At 63.8% G+C, this 6,351-nt stretch carries 4 protein-coding genes; 1 reads left to right on the top strand and 3 read right to left on the bottom strand.

Annotated elements, in window-relative coordinates; translation table 11 throughout:
* Positions 1–397: 397 nt before the first annotated feature.
* From GEV06_27860 to GEV06_27870, 3 genes are all read right to left on the bottom strand, one after another.
* Positions 398–1,030 carry a hypothetical protein gene (locus tag GEV06_27860; GenBank protein MPZ21674.1) on the bottom strand — a complete coding sequence of 211 codons (633 nt, stop codon included), beginning with the start codon at positions 1,028–1,030 and terminating at the stop codon, positions 398–400.
* Complete coding sequence (locus GEV06_27865; GenBank protein ID MPZ21675.1) at positions 1,030–1,251, bottom strand: hypothetical protein; 222 nt, start codon at positions 1,249–1,251, stop codon at positions 1,030–1,032. Before GEV06_27865 ends, GEV06_27860 begins: the two co-directional genes overlap by 1 nt.
* A 123-nt stretch (positions 1,252–1,374) precedes the next feature.
* Positions 1,375–4,602 (bottom strand): TonB-dependent receptor, encoded by a 3,228-nt coding sequence (locus GEV06_27870; protein MPZ21676.1) that lies wholly within the window; start codon positions 4,600–4,602, stop codon positions 1,375–1,377.
* Positions 4,603–5,535: 933 nt separating this feature from the next.
* Between GEV06_27870 and GEV06_27875 the strand changes: the two genes are divergently transcribed.
* Positions 5,536–6,261, top strand: coding sequence for a GNAT family N-acetyltransferase (locus GEV06_27875; GenBank protein MPZ21677.1), 726 nt, complete (start codon positions 5,536–5,538; stop codon positions 6,259–6,261).
* Positions 6,262–6,351: the final 90 nt, after the last annotated feature.

Consider the following 6,351-nt stretch of genomic DNA (forward strand, 5'->3'; position numbering starts at 1 on the left):
ATGAACCCTGGCCGCGCCCGTACGGCGACCAGCATCGGGGCGATCGTCCCGCCTTCCTTCCCACCCCCACCCCCGCCCAGCCGCAGCGAGGGAAGTCTGAAGGCGTTGACCTGAAGAAGGGCCGCCCTGGACAAGTGCAGTCCGTCGGCCCGCTAGCGGCCGCGTGCAGGGGTGGCATGGCGCAGCCACCGGAGCGAGCGTAGCGAGCGAAGGCCCCTTGCGCGCGGCCGCGCGGGCCAGAGAATGCCGTGGTCCAGGGCGGCTCAGGGGAGGAGTGTGAGCGTGCTGGTCGACGCTCGACGAAGAGAAGGAATAAAGATGAGCCCATCAAAAGGTCGGCTTCTTGGCGACGGCCGCCTTGAACCCCGACTCGTCTGACACGACGCGTGCGATGGCCTCAGGCGTCGTCTTCGACTTCGGTCCCATAGACATAGAGCCCGGCATCCGACGACTCGGTGAACCAGCCGCGGACGTCGCAGTGGAGCACCACGCCATCCGCATACTGGAACGTCGTGTACTGCGTGTTCGGCGTCTCCTGATCGGTTGGCTCGCCCCGCTCGTAGAGGCCTCCTGTGGAGAACACGACACGCGGATGCTCCCTGCGGTCCATGAGCCAGCGCAGCGAGTCGAGCACGTGGATGCCATTGTTCCCGAGCTCCGACGTGCCGTAGTCCCAGAACCAGTGCCACGTGTAGTGAAAGCGGTTCTCGTTGAATGGACGGGCGGGCGCCGGGCCCAGCCAGAGGTCGTAGTGCACACCCTGGGGCGGAGCGTCGTCGCTCGTCGTGCCGATGGGATCGCGCGCGCGGAAGACCGCGCATCTTCCTGTATGAAGCTTGCCCAGCCCGCCCCCCTTGATAAACTCGACGGCCTGTTTCGTCAGGAGCTGACTGCGGCGCTGCGTCCCGGCGGCCACGACTCGTTCATAGGTCCGGGCGGCTTCCACCATCTTGCGCCCTTCCCAGACGTTGTGGCTGACCGGCTTCTCGACGTAGACATCCTTGCCGGCCTGACAGGCCCAGATCGTCATCAGCGCGTGCCAGTGGGCAGCGCCGATAGGCTCTCGTAGTGATTCTGCCCGCGCCCCCGCGACGTCCAGACCGGCTTGCCCTCGTTACCGCCTCGCATTCCCACGACAGCGACGTTGACGGTCTCGTTGGGGCTCTCTGTCGCGTAACTCTGGCGCCTGACGGCCGCTGCCAGTCCGGCCGTGAGCGCTGGAACCGTGGACAAAAATGTGCGGCGATGCACTGGCATCCTCCTCGACCGCAGTGCCGCTGCCTACGCGCTCGTGTTGCTGACGGGCGCGAGCTTCGGCACAACGAACGGTGATCGGTACGAGGGGCGCGTGAACAGGGCCGTGGCCTCCTCGTCTCAAAACGAGAACCGTACGCCAAGCTGAATGCGGCGCATCGGATTCGCCGAACGGATCTCCCCGAACGAGCTCGACCTGACGTTCGTGCTCGGGTGGCTCAGGTTGACCATGTTGAAGGCGTTGGTGGCCTCGACGCGCACCTGCAGGTCGCGGCCTCCGCCCAGCCCGAACGTGCGATACACCCCGATGTCCACGCTGCGTGTGCCAGGGCCATCGATGAAGTTCCGCGGCGAGGTGCCGTCCGTACCGGTCGGCGGCTCGACGAAGGCCTCCGTGTTGAACCACTGCTCGATGACCTCGCTCCGTGATCGGTTCGGGTCGAGCCGCGGGTCGATACCCGGCAGCAGATTAGCGCGGTCTTGTCCCTGGCCGTCCCGGTTCGGGTCGCCGCTGGCGGTGATGGTCAGCGGCCGGCCGCTCAACAGCCGAACGATGGGGGCGATCGTCCACCCGTTGAGGAGGGCACTCGCCAGGCGGTGCGATTCGTCGACGTAATCGGGCGTCCAGACCACCGACAGCCTGAACTGGTGCCGGCGGTCGAAGTCGGTGCGCCCGCGCTCCGCAGCGATGTTGGACCAGTTCTGAACCTGGCCCAGGTTGTCGTCCTGCAACTCGAGATCCTCGAGGCTCTTGCCGAACGTGTAGCCGAGGTTTGCTTGGAAGCCGGAACTGAACCGCTTGTCCACGGTCACCTGCAAGCCGTCGTACTGGTTGGTGGCGAAGCTGTCGAGGATGCCGATGCTCCCGAGCTGGCCGGGGAGAATCGGGCGTCGATCCTCGACGTCCCCCTCACCAGGCAGTGGGTAGTTCAGATCCGGCCTGACCGGGAGATTACGACCGCGCGTCCCGACGTAGGCGACGGTCGCGCTCAGGTCGTCGGTGATCTGCCGCTGCAGCGCGACGTTCATCTGGTAATTGTACGGGAGATCGTAGTCGAGGGCGATACCATTGATGCTCGCAGGCAGCACAAACCGCGGGTTGGCCGCGTCAAAGACGTACGGGAACGGGACCTCCGGCAGATCCTGATACGGATTCGACAGCGTGCCGGAAAACCAATTCTGCCGGATCGCGAAGGGCTGGCCATCGGCCGTGACGTTCCACATGTTGCCGCCTATGGTGCCGTAAAAGACTCCGAACGCGCCTCGCACGGCCGTTCGGCCGTTCCCGAATACGTCCCAGGCAAGGCCCAGGCGCGGCCCCACGTTGTTCCAGGCCGTCTTCGCGATCGACCTCGGGATTTCACCGTCCGGTCCCCGATCGCCCGGAAACACCATCCCTTCGAACGCGTTCGGGACCACCGTCGACTGGAAGCCGGGTACGAAGGTCAACTTGCGGTTCTGCGGGTCTGTGAGCGCGAGCTGCACGTCGTAGCGCAACCCGAGGTTGAGCGTGAGCCGGGGATGGATCCGGTAGTCGTCCTGGAAGAACAGCGCGAAATACGTGCTGTTGTCGAATTTGTCGACCGGGGCGTCTTGGTCGATCCGGCGGGGCAGACCGAGCAGAAAGTCGGCGAAGGCATCTCCGGTCTGGTCGCCGTCGAAGTCGAATTCGCCGTAGTTGTCGAGCGTGGTAAAGTGCGCGAGCGACTCGTGAGAAAACTCTCCCCCCAGCCGAATTGCATGACGCCCTTTGTCCAGACTGAGCACATCACGGACCTGATAGGTGTTGCCACCCGCCCTCGGCCCGGCGATCGGCGTGTCGAGCTCGAAGTAGCCTGAGATGTCGATGACTGGAAGGGCGGGAGCTCCTTGCATCACGAAACTCGATCCGTAATCGGCGATCGAGATCTCAGGTGTATTCAGCCGGCCGCCCACGTTATGGACGAACGTGAAATGCGCCTCGTTGACCATCGACTCGTTCATGGTCCAGGTGTGCGAAAGGTTGACGTTGTGCTGGTCCCATTCGAAGAGCCGCTCATTCCAGGCGAGATCGCCTCTCAGCGCATCCACGTCACGGCCCCTAGCGAGGAAATAGCTCCCGTTGAGGTGGTGCGCCGCCGAGAGCACGTGATCGAGCTTGAGGCTGAGCTCGTTGCGCCGCAGCCGCTCTGGGACCTCCACCTCATAAAAGTTCCCTGGCAGGTTGGGCAACGGGACCCAGTCATTCACGATCTGCACGGCCACCGGGTCGAAGCGGTCGGCGGGGATCCGGTTTCCCGAGAACGGCTCGCCCGTTAGCGGATCCCGGATCACCACGAGCGCACCGTCGTCGAGGCTCTGGGAGAAATCCCCTTGCCGTTCCAGCGCGGTTGGGACGCGCGCGCCGTTCTCGAACTCACCGGTGGTCTGTCGAATGCCGTTGTAGCTGGCAAAGAAGAACGTGCGATTCCGAACGACCGGCCCGCCGAGGCTTCCCCCGAAGTTGTTCCGCTCGAAGAGGTCCTTCCGGAGGTTGCTCTCTTCGATCGCCCACCGATTGGCGTTGAGCTCCTGATCGCGGAAGAACTCAAAGAGTGACCCGTGCAGGGCGTTCGTGCCCGACTTCGTGATGACGTCGACAGTGCCACCGCCGAACCGGCCGTGTTCGGCCGAGTAGTTGTTGGTCTGCACGCGGAACTCGCGCACCGCGTCCGGGTTCGGGGCGATGTTGCCGGTCTGGCGCAGGCCACTCGTGTTCGCGCCGCCGTCCAGGTTGTAGTTCACCGCACCCGTCCCCGCGTTGGCGGATCCGTTGACGAGCGTCTCCTGACCGGGAATCCCGAACAGGTTATTCGAGGTCGAGTCGTCGACACCGGCGGTGAGGTCGAGCAGCGCATACACGTCACGGTCGACGAGTGGAAGATTCAGGATCTCCGTCTGCGTCACCGTGCGTCCAAGCGCCACGTGGCGCGTGTCGACCAGCGGCGCATCGCCGACGACCTCGACGCTCTCGACCGCCGTGCCGACGGTGAGCGTCGGATCGACCCGCGCACTGCGGTTCACCTCGACGATCACACCCGTCTGGATGTAGCGCTGGAACCCATCAAGGCTCGCCTCCACACGGTACGTGCCGACAGGTAAGAACTGGACCGCGTAGTCACCCCGACTGTCCGCCGTGGTGGCCCGCGTGACGTTCGTGTCGACGTTAATGACGGTGACCGTCGTTCCCGGCAACACGGCGCCGGTCGCATCCTTGACAGTGCCGAGAATGCTGCCGGTGTTCACCTGTGCCTCCGGGAGCGACGGAAGACCGCCCAGAAGTACCGACGCGAACACGGCAGCCCTCCAGGACGACAGAGGCCACTTCATCTCTCCCCTCCGTTCCGGACATGCCCCTCCACCTGACTGACCTGCCAGCTCCGTCGAGTGGGCATGGAAGATCAATCCGTCGATCGCACAGCAACCCAGACCGATGTCTCAATAGGCCAGATATCGCACCGGCGCGGCGCCGTGTCAAGCACAAATTCTACTTGACAGCGATAATTCTGTTCACCAGAACAACACAAGTGCGCACGCCGAAGCCGAAGGGTTCCGCGCACCAGCCCGTTGCCTTCGGCCTACCAGCGAGTGGTGAGATTGCCGTCGAGCGTGTTCTCCGACACATTGCCATCGTGCGCGCTCGCGGTGACCGCCGACACCGGAAGGAGTGCACTCTCATCAGGCGGAGGCCGGGACTCACCCACGGCAATCTCGCACACGCTGAGGTTCCGGAAGTCCACGCGCCCACGGATCGCTTCATCTCGGCCTCTTGTGTAGACCCCCCCCCCCTGAGGAGCCTGTTACTTCCCCTTGGGCACGGGAGTCAGTCCATCAGCTTTTCAGTGGACTGGACCAGACCGACCTGACCGATTTTCTTGGTGGGGGGGATGGAATTGCGCCGGCGGGACAATGTCAAGCATCGATTCTACATCATAGCATATATTCTGTACAACAGAATACGATTTCCAGAATCTGTGGTTCATGACAGGCTGCCTCCTGGTAGGCGATCGCGGATATGAGATTTTCTCCCGCCATTTACGCTGTCATGTCAATTCGTTTCGTGATGCAGAACCAAAGGGTCCATTGGGCATGGGTTCTGACCTGTCTTCCCGGTACTTGATTGTTTGACATCGCGCCGCAGTCGGCAATACAGTGGCAGCACGACCAGATCAGAATTATTCTGTGATACAGAATACGAGACTGCTGTGCTGCGGGAGCCTTCCATGAACATGCGCGTCGGTCCGTCGCCAGTCGATCCGTCTCATGCAAACGCGCGACGTCGAGGCCGGCCTGCTGCTCTGTCGCGCAAGCGGCTGGAACCAGGTCGCGCGCGACTGGGAACTGTTTCTCACGCTGAACCCGCGTGGCTGCTTCGTGGCGACGAACGCGGCCGGTGACGTCATCGGCAGCGTGGCCACACTCCGCTACCAGCGCCGTTTCAGTTGGATTGCCATGGTGCTCGTCGACCCGGCTTATCGCGGGCGTGGTGTCGAAAGAGAGCTGGTGGTGCGAGCATTGCACGAGCTCGACGACGAGCGGCCCCTTCGGCTGGATGCCACACCGGCGGGCGTGGGTCTCTATCCACAGCTGGGACTTCGCAAAGAGGCGCGGCGGCATCGGTGGAAACGCAACGCGGGATCTGTGCCAAGACTTACTGGCGACCGCTCAGCGCGCCCGATGGCCTCAAGAGACTTGGCCGCCATTTTCGAGATCGACCGCGAGGTCTTCGGTGCCGATCCGTGTGTGCTGCTGACGTCCCTCGTCAGCGCCGCTCCCGGGTACGCGTGGATCGTCGACGGACCAACCGGGCGCCCGCGGGGGATACCTCTTCGGTCGACCCGGCTTCGCCTTCGATCACCTGGGTCCGCTGGCCGCAGATCATACGGAGACGGCCAATACGATGCTGGCTTCGTGCCTCGCGGCGCACCCCGACCGGCCGTTCACGGTCGACGTGCCCGATACCGCCACCGAGCTCCAAGCCTGGCCTGATCGGCGATATCTATCACGTCCGGCTCATGTACCACCGCAACCGATCGTGGCGACGCGACATCAAGCCGCCCTCCCCGGACTACAGTCCCG

Source organism: Luteitalea sp., assembly GCA_009377605.1.
In the GTDB taxonomy this organism is placed as follows: domain Bacteria; phylum Acidobacteriota; class Vicinamibacteria; order Vicinamibacterales; family Vicinamibacteraceae; genus WHTT01.